The following is a 17,109-nucleotide window of genomic DNA, read 5'->3' as shown; positions in this document are numbered from 1 at the left end:
GTGACAGATGCGGGCGGCGCCCACTAGTACCGTCGATACTTCGATCACCGATCTGCACGCAGGTATCCCAGGCGAATTTGGGCGAAGCGGCTGGAAGCCTGGACGAGTATCCTGTACGACTACCCCGGACGGCGGGCCGACCCATTACCGGGATGCGTGTCGTCGGCTATCGCCTCGTCCTCTCGGTACTGTCGGCGTGCCGCACCCGGAGGGCCGTCGGCCGCGGCTATCCGCGCTAACTCTGCATCACCGATGCACCCAACGTCACATTGGAACTAGTGATACGCGGAGAATTTGAGCTAGCGATGGCACTAGGGACGCAGGAACTGGATTGTTTCGGCACCGTGGCGGGGAACGCTACCTTGGCGATAGTGCTCTACCTATTCGGCCGGAGGCTTTGGGAGACTCCACCTCATCGACTCGATGCACTCGTTATCTTGAGCAGGGGGCGGGTGGTGCCGATCCAGTCTGGGCGACGGTAGGTTTCTACGCCGATGGCAGGGTGGCAGTTTGAGCAGCGGGCGGCGATCATCATGCCTGGGGCGATGACGAGGCCCACGTGGCCTGGGTGGTTGCTGGAAGTGCCGGGGCCGGAGTTGAAGAAGACCAGGTCGCCGGGTTGTGTTTGGCTGTTGGGGATTCGGACGCCGAAGGGCCATTGAGTGAAGGTCGTGCGGGGGATGGCGAGGCCAGCGGCCTTGTAGGCGGCTTGGACGAGGCTGGAGCAGTCCCAGGCATCGGGGCCGGCGGCTCCGAGGACGTATGGCTTGCCGCGTTGGGCCATGGCGAAGGCGATGATCTTCGCGATGGTGGCGTTGGGTACGGTGATTGCGGCTGCTTCAGTGCACTCGGTTGGAGGTGTTGCCTCCGTCGGAGTGCTGCTGGTGGCGGGCGTCATCTTGTAGTTGCGTGCACGGCTGAGGACGTCGTCGACGTAGGCGTTGCTGTGGTTGTAGGCGAAGAGCGCGGTGCGCATTTTGGGCGGTGCCCCGTTGTGCCGGAGGTAGTTGGCCGTGGCGGGGATGGCGTCGGCTGGGTCGTAGCGGTTCTTCTTGCCATCGTGGTTGCCGTCGACGCCGAAGCTGGCCCAGGTACTGGCTAGGAACTGCATGGGACCACCGGCTCCGACATGGTTCTCACCGGATTGGACGCCCGGAGCTTTGGAGCGTCCGTGGTCGGACTCGATGGATCCGATGGCGGCGAGGATCTCCCAGGGAATGCCGTAGTTGGATGCGGCTTGGCGGTAGAGGGCGAGGTAGTCGGCGGGGATTCCGGCGACTGGTGGGCCGTTGGCCTGCGGTTCGCATCCGTTGGAGGTGGGAGCTGAGCCGGTGGCGGCGCCGATGAGGACGGCCACCAGGACCACGAGGGCGGCCAGGAGTGCGACTATCGGCAAGCGTCGCCGTCCATCCTGCCGGAGTAGGCATCGGATGAGTGCGGCGATGTGCTGGCTAGGTCGATCAATCGGTGGCGGGGGCCGTCCTGCCTTGCTGGTAGCCATATGGGCCCGGCGGGGCCGCCGGTGGTGGTGTCGGCGGGGGTGTGGACGGCCGTGGCGACTGGGACCGGTGGTGTTCCCAGTAGCGCGCGGAGGTGGGCTTCGCGGCGGGTGCTGGGCAGCCAGAACAGGACCGGGGTCGTTATGCCGGTGGCCTCGCTGAGGGCCTCGTAGCCGTTGAGTTTGGCGGCGACTTTGGCGAGTGTGACGCTGCCGGTGTCGTGCTCGAGGAAGAAGTCGACCGTTGTCGGTTGCTGCTGCTCGCGGGTGGTTTCGGTCCATCGGCCGTATGCGTCTGGGCGGGCGAGGTCTCCCCATAGTTGGGTGCAGCGGCGCTCGGGCCACCATTTATCGAGGTGGACCTCGGTCGTGTGGCGGGCGTGGGCGTGGAGTTGGGTGAAGAACTCGTTGACGCCGACCTGGTGGGCCAGGTGCCGGGAATGGCTGATCTGTAGTGCAGTGGTCCGCCGGTAGCCGAGTCCGGCGAGGGTGGTGTCGCGGTGGGCGGCCAAGCGCTGGGCGCCCAACGGACCAAGGACCCAGTGGTAGGGCGCTGCTCCGACCGGGACCCATGGTTGAAAGCGTTCGAGCGCCTTGAGCCGGAACAACTGCAAGAGGCGGTCGCGGGCCTTGCCGGGTGTGGAGAAGAAGATGGCGGCGAGTTGGTGCGTGGTGAGGACGCGGTGTTCCCAGACCAGTTCGAGGATCGCGTGATCGCGGTCGGTGAGACGTGCGCAGAGCTCAAGGAAGAGTTCGGGCGTTGCTCGTCTGGGCGTGGTGGGCGCTTGGCGGTGACGGATCGTCTTCTTCAACGTGACCTGTTCTCCTCGGCGACAGGCTGCTCGGCGCGCGGGTCGTGGGGCAGCGGATTCGTCCTTCTGGTGGTGGGCTTCGTCGTTGTCACGCGTGGTGTGAAGCGTTGGCGTGAAGCTGCTCGGATGTGGTCGGCGCGGCCTGGGATCGGGGCGCGGAGTGGGCGGGTGCGGAAGGTGAATGCCTGGGCTGGTTGGCCGGCGGTGACCAGACGTCCGGCGGCTTGGTAGGCGCCGAGGTGGGCGAGGTCATGTGCGGACAGGATGGGGCCGGCGTGCCGGGCCAGGTCTCCGGCGTCCTCGGGTGAGGCGGCGAAGTAGATCTTGTTGCGGGCGTCGGCGGACACCGCGTCGCGGAGGTCTTTCGGGAACTGCGAGAGGTGTTGGTGGGCGAGGACGAGGGAGAGCCGGTAGCCGCGGGCTTCGGCCAAGATGTCGCTTACCGAGCCCGGCAGGTTGAGGAAGTTGTGGCACTCGTCGATGTAGGCGGCCGCGTCCGGGCGTTCGTCTTCGGGGAGCGCGGCGCGGCGGGTGACGCCCTGCCAGGTGTGGGCTAGCAGCAAGGAGCCCATGAGGCGGGCGGCGTCCTCGCCGAGGACGCCTTTGGGAAGGCGGGCCAGGATGAGGCCGCCGCGGTCGAGGTGGTGGGCGAGATCGACGGTTGATCCGGTCGCGGACAGGGCTTGGTGGACGAACGGACGCAGCAGCACCGCACGGAGCTTGTTCATCACGGGACCGATCGCGGCTGCCCGTCCGGCTGGGGACAACTCGTCATAGCCCGCCCAGAAGCCGCGTAGAAGGTCGTCGGTGAGCCGTCCGACCGCGCGTGCTCTGAAGGCGGAGTCTGTGAGCAGTTGGGGAACTTGGGCGAGTGTGGCGCGCGGGCCGTAGGCGTGGATCAGGCTCAGGCAGGCCGAGCGCAGCAGGTCGTCCAGGCGTGGTCCCCAGGACGATCGAAAGCAGCGATGAAAGATCGACACTACGGAGTCGACCGCGAAAGCGGGGTCGGGGCCGGACAGGATGCCGACCGATGGCGGTGGTGCCGTGTCGGACGGGTCGAACACCACTGTTCGCCCGGCCATGTGACGGGGGAGCCGATCCAGGACGTCGGTGACGAGGTCGCCTTTCGGGTCGATGACCAAGGCGCCTCTGCCCTCGTGGGCGTCGGCCAGGATGAGTGAGGCGAGCAGTGTTGATTTGCCGACGCCGGTCTGTCCGAGGACGTGGACGTGTTGCCGCGTCCCGATGACCGGCATCGCGACGGGTCGGGGGTGGCCTGCGTCGGCATCGCCAAGGACTCGTACGGGCCCTGCTGCTGGGGTGGGGGCGGCTGGGACGTCCGGTGATGGTCCGACCGGACGGGCTCCTGCACGGGTGATGCCGGGTACGTCCGGGTCATGGGGGAGATGCGCGAGCGCTGCCAGCTCGGCTGCACCGAGCAAGTACCCCGATCCGAGCCTTCGCGTGGCCAGGGCGGTGGCGGGATCATGCAGTCTGCGGCGGCGTAGGTGCTGGTGGCCGGAGGCGTACAGGGCGGATAGCGAGGCGATGGCGTGCGCTCGTCCGCGGAGCCACTTCTCAGCGTCTGGATGATCGGACGTGGCGACGGCGTAGCGGATGTCGACCTCGAAGCGCGGTTGAGCGGCCTTCGCCAAGATCGCGCGGATTTGCTCAGCGCGTTCGGGATGTGCGCTGAGCTGTGTGGCTGGAGTGGGGTAGCCGCGTGTTGCACGGGAGCGGAATCCGGTTGTGATGAGGTCGAAGAACAGGCCTCGTAGGGAGGCGGCCGCTCCCCGGCGAAGCGCCGCGGCGACTCGGTAGCCGCGTGCCAGCCGGAGCCCCGTGACGGGACGGGCGAGAATCTGGACAGACGCGTGCTGACCCTGTTCGAGCCCGCTGACCGCACCGAGAAGGGATCGGAGCGGGTCAGTATCGTGGCCGGTCTTCAGCGGATGGGAGTCGTCGCGGCCCAGGACGAGTCGGCCTCCGGTGGTGGCGACGTCGAAGGGCAGCGGGGGCTTGGCTGGAGTGGTCGTGGTGGTGGCGCCTGGCCAGGCCGCGCGTATGGTCTCTTCGATCATCCCTGGTGGTACCAGGCCGGGAACCCAGATCTGGATGTGTACCCCGGCGGCGTCGGCGACGTACTCGAACGCCAGATGTGGTGATCCGAAGATCCAGCGTTTCCAGGCCGGAGCGAGCAGCCCGGCCTGGTGGGCCCACCAGGCGGGCGCACTCGACGGATCGACCTGGGACGGTACAGAGACGGTGATCAGCCGCGCGTCGAGCGCGAAGAGTTGGGCACGCCATCGCCACACCAGGGAACGCAGGGCTGTGAACGTCACGGTGACGGCTCCGCCCACGGCAACGGCTACAGGCGGGGTTCGGGCGGCCAGGGCGGGGAGCCGTTCGGCCTGGTCGAAGATGTGCGTCCACGATGCATCGGTAAGAGGCGAGGTCACAGCGGGTCGGCCTCCTCGCTGCCGTGGTCGAGCAGTTCGGCGGGGTCGGTGGTGATGACCTTGTGTTCTGCGGGTGACGAGATGGCGGCGAAGGCTGCCCGATCGTCGGCGTTGCCACCGCACAGGAGGCCCTCGCCTCTCTCGGCTGACAGCAAGAACGCCCGCTCGCCTTCCGACAGCCCGAATGCATCACCGACGGCCGAGACGGCTTGGGGTGATTGGCGGAGCAGGATTTGGGTCGCCGAGTTGGCGACCACGGCGCGGCCGAGATCGGAGGCGAGCAGGTCCTCGGCGTCCTGGGTGACGACGGTCAGGCCCGCCCAGTGCTTTCGGGCGGACTTGGCGAGCCGGTAGAGGAACCGGGCGCCCTCGGCCTCCTTCATCAGCAGCCACGCCTCGTCCACGATGACCAGTCGGGGACGGCGGTCGGCGGGGTTGGCGACCTTGCGCCAGATCGCGTCCAGCGCGAGCAGCACCCCGACGGACTTGATCTCCTCGGGCAGGTCTCTCAGGGAGAACACCACCAGGTGTCCGTCTGGGCGGGTGGTTGTGGCTGCGGCGAACAGGTCCTTGTAGGAACCGGTGACGTACGGCGCGAGGCGGTCGGCGATAGCGATGCCCTCTGGATGGGAACTGATCGCGAGTTGTTCGACCAGATCGGCCAGCAGCGGAGCGGGCACTGCCCAGGTGTCGGGGTCGGAGTTGATGCCCTTCGCCGCGTAGGCGGCCAGGACTGCGCGGTCGAGGACGGGTCGCGCAGCGGGTGTCAGAGGCTCGCCGAGCATCGCGGCGACGAGCGTGTGAGTGAACAGGGCTCGCCTGATCAGGACGTCTCCGGCCTGGTCGTTGGGCAGGTCCAGAGGGTTGAAGGTCACGCCTTGAGCGCCGAGCGCGATGTGGGTTCCGCCGGCGGTTTCGGCCAGGCGCCGGTACTCGTCTTCGGGGTCGATCACCGACACCTCGACGCCGTGGTAGAGCAGACGCAGCGCTTCAAGCTTGGTGAAGTAGCTCTTGCCAGCGCCGGACCTGGCCAGGACGACGGAATTGTGATTGTCCTGGGCGAACCGGTCCCACATGACGACGCCGGAGCTGGCGACGTTGACCCCGTACAGCACCTCGTTGGAGCCGGTGGGAGCGTTCAGGTCCGGTGAGGCGAACGGGAACGACGCGGCGAGCGCGCTGGTGTCGAATGTGCGGCGCTGCCGGATCGCGTCCGTTCCGAGTGGCAGCGTGGACACCCAGCCTTGGACGGCGCGGAAGGTTGTCGGTTGTGCGTCCAGCAGCAGAGACGCGGCCAGGGCCTTCACCTGCTGTACCTCGGCGTCCAGCTCCGCGGTGTTCCATGCGTGGACGGTGAGGTACAGGCCGACTCGGAATAGGCGACCGTCGCCGCGCGCCAGCGCCGAGGCCAGATCGACGGCATCGTCACTGGCGGCCTCGGCGCTGAAGTCGGCCAGGCGGCCTGCCTCGGCGTTGGCGCGAGCGCTGGACTCCAGGCGTGCGAGCTGTCGCCGGAGCCGTTGGGCGGCGACCATCGGCGGGATCGGCTCTACGTGCAGGGAGACGTCGAGGCGACCGGGGTAGGTGAGGAGGGGTTCCAGCCAGCCCGCCCCGACGTCACGCGGGTATCCGGCTACGGCGAACGACGCGCAGCAGCCGTCCGGCATCTCTAGGGAAGACGCGTTTACACGGAGCGCGGAGGGCGCGAGCAGATCACCCACGCTGGTCCGGCGGTCTCCTGCGTCGGCGGATGCGGGTGCGGTGAGAGCGGCGCGGGCGAGGGCGGACAGCTTCACCGGATCACCACCTAGATTTCTGGGTTCGATGAGGGTGGGTCATAGCGAGGCTCCTTCGCTGGTGCTGGCGGTGATGGGCTGGTCGAGGTCAGCGGGTGGCGCGGGCCGCTCGTAGCCCGGGGCGAACGTGTCCGACAGCACCTGGACGCAGGCGTCGGCGTCCAGAAACTCGGCCATGACACCGAAGCCGCTCAGCGCGCGGACGGTCTCGGTGGCTCGCCGGGCGACGATGACAGCACTCGCGTCGCGCGCCCGTGTCCTGCGTCCCGACCCTGGGGCGGGCTGGTCGCGTAGGACGATGAGCACCTCCCTGACCAGCAGGGTTCGGGAGTCGCCAAGTTCGTCGAGATAGGCCGCGTGATCCTCGGCCGCCTGTCGCAGTGCCGGATGCGGGAGATCGGGCGCGGCCTCGGCCACCCGTGAGGCAAGGTCGGACAGATCCACGGGACGGGCCCGGATGAGGATCTGCACCGGGGCCTCAAGCGAGTTGAGCCACCGGCCGAAGAAGCCGACCAGCGCGGCCTGCTCGGCTGCCGTCCGCAGGCCGAACGAGATGGTGCCCGCCCGGACGAGAGCCGCTGTCCCTTCGCCGCCGAGGTCCACGATGCCGTCTTGGCGGACGGCGCGGACAGGGAACCGCAATGCACCTGGCAACCGGCCTCGGACCTTGCACCACGCGGGTGCCTCCGGAATCCCTTCGGGCGCGGCGACCAGGGTGCGCCGTCGGCGAAGGTGGTCGATGGCGGCGAGGACGAACCGGTCCAGGCCCATGCCGTCCCGGCGACCGAGGGCCATCGCGCACCCGGCCGCGATCACCGGGAAGCACAGCCCCGCCGTGATCGCGATCGGTAGAAGCGGCGAGATGGTGACGAACATGGACGCCGTGATCAGGGCGGTCGTGCCGAGGATGATGAGCTGGCGGGTGGTGAGCCCGTACATGATCTTGTCTGGCTGCTCCACGTCGGACGGAATGCGCGCCAACAGCGGCTCGTGATCGTCGTTCAATGGTTTCTCCTGCCATGGCGGCGGGGCGGATCAAGCCGCATGAACCCGCGCGGTACTGGACGGCGTGGACGTTCGGCACGCGCGTACGGGCGCGATGGTGGCTGCGTCGGTATGCGTGGGTGAGGTCGGGCAGGGCCGCCTGCGCCCGTCCGACCAGGAACGGGCGGAACGTGGGGTCGGTGCGGCATCGTCCAGGGGGCCGCGCCCTGCCCGGATCGGGGATGTCCGGCCATGCGTGGGCCGTTGCGGGAGCCGGGGCGGGGCGGCTGGCGCCGCCGGTCAGGACCGCGCCGACCGTCGCACCGGGGGCCGTTTGTGGGGCCGCGACCGGGACGCGGTGCTGGCCCACCGGCGGGCCCGCCAGCCGGACCGCCCGACGGGCCTCTGTGCCAGCGTGGTCCGCCACCACCAGGTCGGGGAGGGCCGCGCCGAGCAGCGGAGGTGGCGGCGCGAGCCCCCTGACCGCCACGTATCGCCTTGCTGGCGACACCGAACGCGGCTCCGACGCCTTTGTAGATGATGAACGACCGGACGAGCTGGCCGAGCATGCGCGGCTGAGCTGGTTGCCAGACGGTGCGCGCGACCCAACGCGGAATGCAGGTCAGGGTGTACAGCAGGGCGATCACCAGCAGTAGGTTGACCAGCTCCGTCTGGTTGGTGAGGACGATGAAAGACGGCATGTGCTCGCCGTTCTGGGACAGCAGCCGTAGAGCGGTGATGAACACGAAGGATTGACAGACCTGAATCGCCAGTGCGCCGGTGATTCCACGCAACCACAGCCGGGCCAGCCCCTCGGTGAGGGGAAGAGCGTGGAACATGATTGCGATCGGTGCGATGCCGATGAGAACCATGATGATCGCCAGTCGCATCACGTAGATGAAGGCCAGGATGCAGGCCAATATGACGACTACCAGCATGAGCATGACGTAGAAGGGGCCCTGGGTGACCATGGACGCTTCCACGCCATCCGCGAGTAGCTTTCCCACGTCATCCGGGTTGATCTGGTCAGCGCCGGTCAGGAACATTGCCCGAGCCAGCCCATTGGCAAACTGGATACCGTAACTGATTAGAATGAGGCTGGTGTTCATTGCAACGAATGCGACGACCAGGCGTACGATCGCCGGTCCGGGCGCGGACGCTCCGGTAATCGTCTGACCGCACATGAGTAGGACTCCGGCGATCATCACCATCAAAATGAAGCACGTGTTGGCGATGGTCCGTGAGGTCGCCCACACCTGTTCGGCCTGTTTCATCGAGGGCGAGCCGATCTCGGGGGTGGCCAGTTGGGTGTCGGCTAGAAAGCCCAGTGTCGGCTTGAGGGCGCTGCGGGCCAGCGACTGGAACCAGCCGGTGATCGCCTGCGCGGTTCGACAGGCGAGGTCAATCCAGGAACAGCCCTTCTCCTTGTCTCCACTGGCTGGGTCGTCTTTGGAGACGCCATCGTCCTCAGGATCAGGCGGGTCGGAGGGCGCAGCGGCAGGTCGGGCTGCTGAGATGGCGCTTGCGGACACCGTGTTCGGATGCGCCTCGGCCGTGGTGTGCGAGGCGAGAGCTATCGCGCAGAATCCGGCCAAGAGCACCGCGGCGATGGCTGGCCTTCGCCAGAGCCGTGGAATCCGAACGCGCACGATCAGGACCCGACGATGTACTGGAGGATCTGAACCAGGGCGGGGGCGAGTGCCGCGATTCCGTAGCCGATCGCGGCATTGCGAAGGGTGCGCTTGCCCGCTTCGGCCTCGCCGGGGTCGCCACCGGCGAGCAGGTAACGAACCCCGCCGATCGTGGCGAATAGCGTGGCCAGCGCCACCAGCAGACCGACGATGACGTTGCGCAGTTTGGTGATGACCTGCTCAAGCCGGTTGTCGGCTGCCAGGACGCCGGAGAGGGTGTGCGCGTCGGCGACCGAGACCAGCGTCGCGCCGATCACCAGGCCACTCACCAAGACCCCTGCACACAACAGCGCAACCGCGGCGACGAGGCGTCTCCGGCTCACCTTGTGCCGGAGGAACGGAAGAAGGTTGGACGACGGACTAGCACTCAATTGCCCTCCAAGCATGGAGTGAGCGGCATAACAGCGATGACTGACCGGTGAAGAGGAGAAACCACGGGGTGAAGACGGGGCCGGGCCTTGCGGGTGTCCTCCTTCGGAAAGGGCACTCGGCGGATGGTCGGACGGGTGGGGACCGGGTGATCATCCGGCCCGGTCCCGTCTTCAGCCCCGGGTTGCTCTCACTGAGTAACTGGACGACTCACACCCCGGGCCTGGACATCAGCGAGGCGAAGTCGTCGCGCAGCCCCCCGTCGCGCATCGCGGCGACCAGACGCTTCTCAGCACGGCTGCGGCGCTTCATCAACGCCTCATAGGTCATGTCGAGCAGCTCGGCGAGCCTGCCCGTGTCCATGCCCTCCAGCCGGGTCATGATGATGATCTCGGCGTCGGTCGCACTGACGACGCCTTGCCGGACGGCCGAGTCAAGAAGGAGATCCACGTGGTCGTCTGGCGGGGTGGCTGCGTGCTCGATCTCTGCCAGCGCGCAGGGGTCCACCGGGATCACTCGTGCATGCCACCGGTAGGCGCGCTGGACGGACTTGGCAGACCGCCACAGCAACCGCTGCGCGATGCGGGGTCGGTCCAGGTCGATCCGGTGCAGTGCCTCGTGGAATGCCGAAAGCAGGTCGCCGGCCACCTGCGAGGTATCGACTCTCGGCTCGCCGTGCAGGTGGCGTAGCCGATCCCGCACGATTGCCTTGAGGCCGGGCAGCGCGATCCCGACGCATCCCATGACCCAAGGCGCGCCTTCGCGGCGGGCGCGTTGCGCCAGCTCCCTCCACACGGCGTCGCGGGCGTCGTGTCCGGTGGACGGGTGAAGCATGATCGCCCGGAGCTCGTCCAGTGCGATCGTGCGGGTGGGCAGGCCGTGCCCGAGTGCCGCGCCGTCCAGCGACAGTGGGGCCGGGCCGCGCGTCAGCAGGTCGAACGTCGTCTCCGCGACGTCCAGCACGTGGCCGGGTTCGGCGTCAACGCCGCTGGTGGGCCGGTCGCGGTGGTCGGCCGGGCGAATGGTGGTGATGGCGTTCAAGGCAACCCCCGAGAGGTCGGTCGGTGAATCGGTCACCGACATCTCGGCAGAGCCCGTACACAGATCATGAACAGATGCTCGGTGGGCACTGCCGTCCCCGCGCTGTTCATGATCTGCACATAATCGCCGTGACCAGCGCTAACGCGCCCTACTGCTCGTGTGCACACGTCGTCGGCCGCCGGAGGTCAAGCGCAAACAGGTGTCAAGAACGCCGCTGACCAGCACCAACACACGCTCGCGAGAACGCCCGCCAAGAAAGATCAAACCCTGGGAAGTACTGGTGCGGTTCGGGTGCGACGAGCCCTTCGCAGCACTCCATCCGTCGGGGTCAACGGCCCCGCGGTCACCGACAGCAGACCGGGAATTCGCGCCGTACCTGTCCAAGACCAGCGAGCTCGCCGTCCAGTTACTTGGTGACAGGGGACCGGGCGACCATCACGGGTCACCCGACATGACCAGCACCAACAAGCAGAACCCGACCCCGGCCAGCGGCGCGCGGCACCTCTTGCCGCTGAGCGTCTGGCTCTGCCCCGACGACTCCGCCGACGAGCCCGCCCAGCCCTCGCCGCCCCGCCACGGCTCCACTCAGCGGGTACCGCGCGCCCGAACCTGCGAACGGCACCTGAGCATGATCAGCTCCGGTCTCGCGCGGCATCTGATCACTACCACGACCGGTGAACACGACGTGGTCGCGGACGCGTTTACGACCAACTCCGCCACCCTGCGCGTTGCGGCCGAGCTCGACCGCCGCGCTATCGGCTGCGTCCCGCATTTCCCGCTGGCCCGGCACATCGGCGCGCGGCTGCGGGCGCACCTGCCGCATGAACACCTCGGTCGGATCGCGATGCGGCCCTGCCGCGCCGACCAGATGCACCGCGGTATCGCCGACCACTGCGGGCAGGTCGCCCTGGTGATCGCGGCCCCGCCCACCACCGGAAACCGCACCGCCGAGTTCAAGCCGGGGCGCGCTTGGGACGCGTGCTCAGCGTGCCTGTCGGACGTCCTGAGCAACGGTGTCTTTCGCGCCCAGCCGTTCCTGTCGGCCGCCTACCGGGTCCTGCGCCCGGGAGGTCACCTGGCCATCGTGACCACCGCCAGACACCACAACGGCCACTTCATCGACCCCGCTCCAGCGATCATCCGCGAGGCCCGCAAGGCCGGGTTCCGCTACAGCCAGCACATCATCGCCGTCCGCGTCCCCGTCGAGGGCGACACCCTGCTCATCCAGGCCGGCCCCGCCAGCCTCGGCCAACTCCGCGACATCCGCTCCCGGGCCCTGCCTCCAGCCGCGCGCGTGCACGCCGACGTCTGCCTCCTCACTCGACCGGGCAGCAGCGGCCAGGCAGGTGACCGATGAAAACGAACTCCTACACCGGAACCGGTGCTCTGGCGTCCGTCCTGCTCACCGGCCAGCAGCCCTCACGCGTTCAGCGCAAGGGCCGCTACACACCCGAGTCGATGACCCACCCGGCCAAGATGCTGCCCGCCATCGCCGCCCAGGTCATCGCCACCTACACCGAGCCCGACGACCTGGTGGTCGATCCGATGTGCGGCATCGGGACCACCCTGGTCGAAGCCGTCCACCAGGGACGCCCCGCTCTCGGGATGGAGTACGAGGCCCACTTCGCACGCATGGCCGCCGACAACCTCCGGCACGCCCGCACCCAAGGAGCCACCAGCGCCGGCCAAGTCCTCCACGGCGACGCCCGCAACATCGCCGCCACGCTCGGCGACCTCGCCGGCACCGCCGCGCTCGTCCTGACCTCTCCTCCCTACGGGACGGCCACTCACGGGCAGGTACGCACCGGCAGGGACAACGGCGGCGCGGGGATCGACAAGTCCCACAACCGCTACTCCACCGACCGCCGCAACCTCGCCCACCGTCCGACCCCAGAACTCGTCGCAGGCTTCGGGCAAATCCTTGCCGGATGCGCCACCATGCTCTGCCCCAGCGGAGTCATCGCCGTCACCGTCCGCCCCTTCCGCGTCGCCGGTGAACTCATCGACCTGCCAGGTCAGGTCGTCACCACCGCCGAAGCCAACGGTCTGGTCCTGGTCGACCGGTTCGCCGCCCTGCTCTGCGGGCTCCGCGACGGACAGATCGTCACCCGCGCCTCGTTCTTCCAAATGATCGAGTCCCGCCGCCTCCGCGAACACGGCATCCCCGCCATGGCCACCGCCCACGAAGACCTGCTGGTGTTCCAGACCCGAAGCCGAACGGCGGCTCCACCGCATGAGGCCGCCGGGCTTGATCTTCACGGTAGAGGTGTGCCGTCGTATCCGGACCGGCCGCCTGCCTACGCCACCGTCCCCACTATCCGGCGACGAACGCACCGGTGAGCGGTCCGGACAAGCGCACCCGAGAAGCGGGTGAGGTGCCCGAGTTCGCCTGGCGGATCGTCAATGCTCCTCCGCCGGTCCAGAAGCAACTCTCTCGGGCCCAAGCATTGGCGATCAAGGAGGTAGTGCAATGGTGGATCAGACACGCAGCCCGATCCCGCTCGACGTCTTCACGCGAGGAACCCACAGCAGCCGATCCGCAGGTCTGACGGGACCCGGTGGAGGATTCCGGTTGGACGGCCCGCTCAAGGTGGCGTTCGCGGGCCGGACCTCGACCGAGGACAAACAGGATCCGACGCTGTCGCTTCCGCGTCAGCTCGCCAACTGCCAGAACGCCCTGCACACGGCCCTTCCGGGACGCGCCGTGATCGTCGCGCACTTCTACGACATCGAGTCCGGGCGCAAGGACCTCGCCGCTCGCGGGTTCGGACGCGGACACGAACGGTTCAACATCCCCGTTCCGCGCGACGGCGGTATTCAGGACCTGCTGCTGGAAGCTGCCCAGCCCGAGCGGCGGTTCGACGCGGTGATCTGCGAGTCAGTCGACCGGATCGCGCGCCGGACCTATGTCGGGACGCAGATCGAGAACACCCTGGAGAAGCTCGGTATCCCTTTGTGGGCGTCCGACGAACCGATCGCCCTCAATGGGAAGCGCTCTTCCCAGGTGCTCACGCGACGCGTGAAGCAGGGTGTGGCCGAGTGGTACGTCCTGGAGATGCTGGAGAAAGCCTGGGGCGGGTTCGAAGTCCACACCGAACAGGGCTTCAATGTCGGACGGCCTCCGTACGGGTATCTGCCGCAGAAGGTTCCGCACCCGGTCATCGCTCGCCGCGAGCAAGGCGCCACCAAGCATGTTTTGGCTCCTGACCCGGTGCGCGGCCCTGTCGTGCAGGTCATTTTCGAGATCCGCGTCAGTGAGCGTCTCGGTTACCAGGCCATCGCTGATCGTCTCAACGTTGATCTGAAGCAGTACCTGCCGCCTGTCGCTACCGCGAAGCATCGCAGTGTGGGCAAGTGGACGTACTCTTCGGTCCGGGAGGTGCTGACCAATCCCAAGTACACCGGCTACATGGTGTGGAACCGCAAGGCCACCACCTCGGCTGGGGGCCGGAACAACCCGCCTGAGGCGTGGATCTGGTCCGGTGCACCCACGCATCCTGCACTGGTGAGCGTCGAGGTCTTCACCGACGCCCAGAGGGTTGCTCGTGACCGGCAGGGTTCACGCAGTAATTCGGGGCCTAACACCGCGCACAGCGATACGCGTCGCTCCTACGCACTCCGCTCATACATGACCTGCGGGTTGTGCGGGCGGCGGATGTTCGGCAAGGAGAGCCGGGGCCGGATCTACTACATCTGCCGTCCTGCTCGCGCCTACCGGCCTGAGGGGCACCCGGCGAGTATTTGGGTTCGTGAGGAACCGCTGTTGGCGGGCTTGACCGAGTTCTTCAACCGTGAGGTGTTCGGGCCTCATCGTCGTGAACGGCTGCGCGCGATGATCGCCCGGCTTGATGACAGCCATCTCATCGAGCACCGGGAGCGGCTGGTGGCGGTCGAGCGGCAGATCGCGGAGTTGAAGCGGCGCAAGGAACGCGTCCTGGACTCGTTGGAGGCCGCCGAGGAGCCTACGCCTGCGTTCGTGAATTCCATCAACGAGCGCACCACGCGTATCAGCGCGGACCTGGAGGCCAAGCAGGCCGCACTGCGCGAACTTCGGGAGGCGACTCCGGTGGCGCCCTGTCCCGAGCTGCTGGAGCAGTGCCCGACGGGGACGGTCGACCTTGAGCTGCTGCCCGAAGCGGTGCTGCGGCGTCTGTTGGACGCCTTCGCGGTTCAGATGCGTCACGACCAGGAGGGCAACCGGGTGGACGTTCAGGTCACGATTACGCCTGAGATGGCGGACATGCGGTTGCGGGCCGCGCATGTGGCGATCGCGGGGGATGGTGGTGGGGCGGATGGCGATCTTGCAGCCATGCGCGTGGTACCCCCTACCGGATTCGAACCGGCGCTACCGCCTTGAAAGGGCGGCGTCCTAGGCCGCTAGACGAAGGGGGCCCGGGGTGGCGGGGTGGCCGCCACTCGACCTGGTCAAGTGTAGGGGACGATCGGGGGGTGCGGGTAAGCGGTTATCGGCGTCCGGTGGACGGGCTGGTGGGCGGGGTGGTCGAGGGCTCGCCGGACGGGAACGGGGACGTGGGGGTCGGGGGCGGGGAGGGGGCCGGGGGCTTGATGGGGCGGTCGGGGTCGGGTTCGAGGTGGCGTTCGATCTGGGCGGAGGTGAGGCCGAGGCCGCCGAGGCGGAGGTCGTCCCAGCCCTGGAGGCGGTGGCTGGCGCGGCTGAAGTACAGGACGGAGAGTTCGATGGGGGTGGGTTGTTCCTTCTCCAGGCCGCGGAGGCCGGCGCCGCCGGTGGAGCCCTGGACGAAGAGGCGGGTGCCGGTGGGGAGGAGTTTGGTGGAGCGGGTGTGGGCGTGGCCGGAGAGGATGAGGGGGGTGAGGCCGGAGAACGCCTCGCTTTCGGCCGGGTCGTGGGCGACGGCGATGTCGGGGAGTCTGCCGGTGGAGCGGAGGCGGTCGGCGAGGGTGAGGCCCTCGGCGCGGAGCTGGTCGGCGCCGACGTAGTCGTCGCGGGTGCTCTTGTCGGGGGTGTAGCGGGGGTCGCCGACGCCGTAGATGTTCAGGCCCTCGACCGTGCGGGTGGTGTCGTCCAGGACGATGGCGTTCTTCTGGCGGGCGACGGCCTTCTGGGTGTTCTTGGAGTCGTGGTTGCCGCGGACGTAGACGTAGGGGATCTTGAGGTCGGTGATGTCGTCGGCGAACTTGTCCTCGGCCTTGGTGCCGTGGTCCATGAGGTCGCCGCTGTCGATGATGACGTCCACCTGGAACTGGGTGCTGACGGAGCGGATCACGTCCCAGGCGGCGGGGTTGATGTGGATGTCGGAGACGTGCAGGACGCGGAGCGTGGACGGGTCGGGCTCGTAGGTCGGGAGGGTGGAGGTCGCCGCGTAGAGCTTGGAGACGTTGCCGACGAGGTGGGCGAGCTGGGCGCGGTAGACGGAGAAGCGGGCGGCGACGCTCTGGGTGTCGCCGACGACCTGGGGGGCGTTGGCCATCAGGCCCGTGTAGCGGGGTTCGGCGACCGACTGCGGGTTGAAGGTGAGCGCGGCGGTGAGGGCGAGCGCGACCAGGCCCGTCGCGGACGCGGCGAGACTGATCAGGGCGCGGCGCCAGGAGCGGAACAGGGCCAGGGAGACGACGAAGCCGGAGGCCAGGGCCAGGGCGATCGCACGGGCGACCATGACGATCACGCCGTGCCGGATCTGCTCGGCGATCTGGTCGGTGACGCGGTCGAGTTCGGCGTCGTTCTCGATGAGCTTGCGCGCCTCCTCGGGGCGCAGGTCGGTGACGCGGGCCTGGAGGGAGACCGGGCCCCAGTGGGTGTCGAGGTGGAGGGCGCCGAGGGGCGGGAGCTTCAGGGTCGTGCCGCCGCCCCAGGACGGGGTGAAGGAGAGTTGGACGTCGGTGGGGCCGACGGGGGTGGTGGCGTGCCCGCCGAGGAGGAGGCCCGCGTAGCCGCCGAGCAGGCCGACGGCCAGGACGAGGGCGAGTCTGGACCAGCGGCTTGTCGCGGCGGTGCGGAGGCGTCTCAGGGGGGTGTGGAGCCAGGGCGGGGCGGTGCGGAGCCGGCCGGCGGCGGTCAGGACGGTACGGACCGGGGTCCGCGACACAGGGCCTCCCTTGCACAATGGACGGTGTGATCGATATTTCGCGGGAGGCGTTCGAGGACCTGGTCGGCGAGGCCCTGGACACCATCCCGGCCGAGCTGACCGCCCGCATGCGCAACGTCGTCATCATTGTCGAGGACGACGCGCCCGAGCGGGGGCTGCTCGGTCTCTATCAGGGCGTACCCCTCACCGAGCGCGGTGACTGGTACGGCGGGGTCCTGCCCGATCACATCTCGATCTACCGTAACGAGATCCTGCGGATCTGCGACTCGCCGGACGAGGTGGTGCGCGAGGTGCGGATCACGGTCGTCCACGAGATCGCGCACCATTTCGGGATCACGGACGAGCGGTTGCACGAACTCGGCTACTAGATTCGAGTAATTGGGCACTGTAGGTC

Annotated in this window: 14 protein-coding genes and 1 tRNA gene; 4 read left to right on the top strand and 11 right to left on the bottom strand. The window is 68.2% G+C overall.

The window, feature by feature from the left end; all coding sequences use genetic code 11:
* Positions 1–412: 412 nt before the first annotated feature.
* The 8 genes from K2F47_RS31880 to K2F47_RS31845 form a co-directional block, all read right to left on the bottom strand.
* The gene (locus tag K2F47_RS31880) at positions 413–1,357 is read right to left on the bottom strand and encodes a C40 family peptidase (RefSeq protein WP_242909657.1); all 945 of its coding nucleotides are present in this window, start codon (positions 1,355–1,357) and stop codon (positions 413–415) included.
* Positions 1,358–1,386: 29 nt separating this feature from the next.
* Positions 1,387–2,310, bottom strand: coding sequence for a replication-relaxation family protein (locus K2F47_RS31875; protein WP_242909656.1), 924 nt, complete (start codon positions 2,308–2,310; stop codon positions 1,387–1,389).
* Positions 2,307–4,625 (bottom strand): type IV secretory system conjugative DNA transfer family protein, encoded by a 2,319-nt coding sequence (locus tag K2F47_RS41835; RefSeq protein ID WP_372490952.1) that lies wholly within the window; start codon positions 4,623–4,625, stop codon positions 2,307–2,309. The genes K2F47_RS31875 and K2F47_RS41835 overlap by 4 nt, the downstream gene beginning before the upstream one ends.
* Positions 4,626–4,765: 140 nt before the next feature.
* Positions 4,766–6,565, bottom strand: a complete 1,800-nt coding sequence (locus K2F47_RS31865) for a VirB4 family type IV secretion system protein (RefSeq protein ID WP_242909654.1) — start codon at positions 6,563–6,565, stop codon at positions 4,766–4,768.
* Positions 6,566–6,604: 39 nt separating this feature from the next.
* Positions 6,605–7,570, bottom strand: coding sequence for a PrgI family protein (locus K2F47_RS31860; protein WP_242909652.1), 966 nt, complete (start codon positions 7,568–7,570; stop codon positions 6,605–6,607).
* Positions 7,567–9,198: a TrbL/VirB6 family protein gene (locus K2F47_RS31855; RefSeq protein ID WP_242909650.1), complete on the bottom strand. Its 1,632-nt coding sequence runs from the start codon at positions 9,196–9,198 to the stop codon at positions 7,567–7,569. The genes K2F47_RS31860 and K2F47_RS31855 overlap by 4 nt, the downstream gene beginning before the upstream one ends.
* Positions 9,199–9,200: 2 nt before the next feature.
* Positions 9,201–9,509: a pilin gene (locus K2F47_RS31850; protein ID WP_242909648.1), complete on the bottom strand. Its 309-nt coding sequence runs from the start codon at positions 9,507–9,509 to the stop codon at positions 9,201–9,203.
* A 310-nt stretch (positions 9,510–9,819) separates the two neighbouring features.
* On the bottom strand, positions 9,820–10,692 hold the full coding sequence (locus K2F47_RS31845; RefSeq protein ID WP_242909647.1) for a sigma-70 RNA polymerase sigma factor region 4 domain-containing protein: 873 nt from the start codon (positions 10,690–10,692) through the stop codon (positions 9,820–9,822).
* A gap of 409 nt (positions 10,693–11,101) precedes the next feature.
* Between K2F47_RS31845 and K2F47_RS31840 the strand changes: the two genes are divergently transcribed.
* Positions 11,102–12,007 (top strand): DNA methyltransferase, encoded by a 906-nt coding sequence (locus K2F47_RS31840; protein ID WP_242909645.1) that lies wholly within the window; start codon positions 11,102–11,104, stop codon positions 12,005–12,007.
* A complete protein-coding gene (locus K2F47_RS31835) occupies positions 12,004–12,990 on the top strand; it encodes a TRM11 family SAM-dependent methyltransferase (protein WP_242909644.1) in 987 nt (328 codons plus the stop codon). The genes K2F47_RS31840 and K2F47_RS31835 overlap by 4 nt, the downstream gene beginning before the upstream one ends.
* A gap of 538 nt (positions 12,991–13,528) precedes the next feature.
* Here the strand turns inward: K2F47_RS31835 and K2F47_RS31830 are convergent.
* Positions 13,529–13,990: a hypothetical protein gene (locus K2F47_RS31830; protein WP_242909642.1), complete on the bottom strand. Its 462-nt coding sequence runs from the start codon at positions 13,988–13,990 to the stop codon at positions 13,529–13,531.
* On the opposite strand from K2F47_RS31830, the gene K2F47_RS41830 reads away from it, so the two are divergent.
* Positions 13,877–15,007 (top strand): recombinase family protein, encoded by a 1,131-nt coding sequence (locus tag K2F47_RS41830; protein ID WP_372490951.1) that lies wholly within the window; start codon positions 13,877–13,879, stop codon positions 15,005–15,007. The two genes, K2F47_RS31830 and K2F47_RS41830, sit on opposite strands and share 114 nt — an antisense overlap.
* On the opposite strand, the gene K2F47_RS31825 is transcribed toward K2F47_RS41830, so the two are convergent.
* A tRNA-Glu gene (locus K2F47_RS31825) sits at positions 14,967–15,042 on the bottom strand. The genes K2F47_RS41830 and K2F47_RS31825 overlap by 41 nt on opposite strands.
* 71 nt (positions 15,043–15,113) lie before the next feature.
* Positions 15,114–16,715, bottom strand: coding sequence for a metallophosphoesterase family protein (locus K2F47_RS31820; RefSeq protein ID WP_242909640.1), 1,602 nt, complete (start codon positions 16,713–16,715; stop codon positions 15,114–15,116).
* Positions 16,716–16,732: 17 nt separating this feature from the next.
* Between K2F47_RS31820 and K2F47_RS31815 the strand changes: the two genes are divergently transcribed.
* Positions 16,733–17,083, top strand: coding sequence for a metallopeptidase family protein (locus K2F47_RS31815; protein ID WP_272497697.1), 351 nt, complete (start codon positions 16,733–16,735; stop codon positions 17,081–17,083).
* Positions 17,084–17,109: the final 26 nt, after the last annotated feature.

The sequence above is a fragment of the Actinomadura terrae genome (assembly GCF_022751215.1).
In the GTDB taxonomy this organism is placed as follows: Bacteria; Actinomycetota; Actinomycetes; order Streptosporangiales; family Streptosporangiaceae; genus Spirillospora; species Spirillospora terrae.
The sequence above is the reverse complement of the archived record's forward strand: the minus strand, read 5'-3'. Positions and strand labels throughout refer to the sequence as shown.

Bases quoted from the DNA above. Each gene is read 5' to 3' on its own strand.
- K2F47_RS31840 (WP_242909645.1), top strand. From the start codon at position 11,102: ATGACCAGCACCAACAAGCAGAACCCGACCCCGGCCAGCGGCGCGCGG.
- K2F47_RS31815 (WP_272497697.1), top strand. From the start codon at position 16,733: ATGGACGGTGTGATCGATATTTCGCGGGAGGCGTTCGAGGACCTGGTC.
- K2F47_RS31845 (WP_242909647.1), bottom strand. From the start codon at position 10,692: ATGTCGGTGACCGATTCACCGACCGACCTCTCGGGGGTTGCCTTGAAC.
- K2F47_RS31830 (WP_242909642.1), bottom strand. From the start codon at position 13,990: ATGCTTCGCGGTAGCGACAGGCGGCAGGTACTGCTTCAGATCAACGTT.
- K2F47_RS31835 (WP_242909644.1), top strand. From the start codon at position 12,004: ATGAAAACGAACTCCTACACCGGAACCGGTGCTCTGGCGTCCGTCCTG.